At 49.5% G+C, this 945-nt stretch carries 1 protein-coding gene; it reads left to right on the forward strand.

Features of this window, described 5'->3' with window-relative positions; genetic code table 11:
- Positions 1 to 945: group II intron reverse transcriptase/maturase (gene ltrA, locus KXG62_RS33815; protein ID WP_218096398.1), on the forward strand; the 945-nt coding region annotated here is incomplete at both ends.

Genomic DNA, 945 nt, shown 5'->3' on the forward strand with positions numbered 1-945 from the left:
GCTGGAATCGACGGAGAGACACTTGCGGACATCGAAAAGCAAGGGGAGTATCTTTTCTTGTACGAATGCCATCAAATCCTCAAAGAAGGCAAGTATCATCCCCAGCCCGTAAGACGGCACTACATTCCGAAGAAAGATGGAAAGCAAAGGCCGCTAGGCATTCCCACCATCCGAGACCGTGTCATACAGATGGCGACGAAACTGGTATTGGAACCGATCTTTGAAACGGATTTTCAAGAATCCTCGTTTGGATTCAGACCGAAGCGAAGCGCCAAGCAAGCGCTGGACCGAATCCGAAAAGCATGTAACCGCAAAGGCAATTGGGTGGTCGACGTCGATATCCAAGGTTACTTCGACAACATCAATCAGGAAAAGCTGATGAAACTGCTGGAAATGCGAATCAGTGACAGACGTATCCTGAAACTGGTACGGAAGTGGTTGAATGCCGGGGTCATGGAAGAAGGAACGGTTCGACGTTCGGATTTAGGAACGCCGCAGGGGGGAGTCATCTCTCCACTTTTAGCGAACATCTATCTGAACTACTTCGATATCCTGTGGGAACGGTATGGTAGCGGATTCGGGGAACTGACGCGTTATGCGGATGATCTCGTGATCGTGTGTAAGACGAAGAAAGACGCAGACCGGGCATACGAACTTATTCGTGCCATTATGGATCGTCTTGAATTGACGTTACACCCGACCAAAACACGCATCGTCGGACTTTGGACAGGAGAAGAAGGCTTTGATTTTCTTGGCATGCACCATCGCAAAACGAAAGCGGAAACTTCTCAAGGGAAGGTGTACTATACAACCCAACAATGGCTGGCCCGGAAAGCGGAAGAACGCATCCGGGAGGTCGTAAAAGAACGTCTGGCCCCGCCGAACATGAGGCATAAATCATTTCTCGAACATGTGGAATGGCTAAATCCTAAGATTCAGGGGTGG

Origin of the sequence: Paenibacillus solanacearum (genome assembly GCF_910593845.1) — a bacterium.
Taxonomy (GTDB): Bacteria; Bacillota; Bacilli; order Paenibacillales; family NBRC-103111; genus Paenibacillus_G; species Paenibacillus_G solanacearum.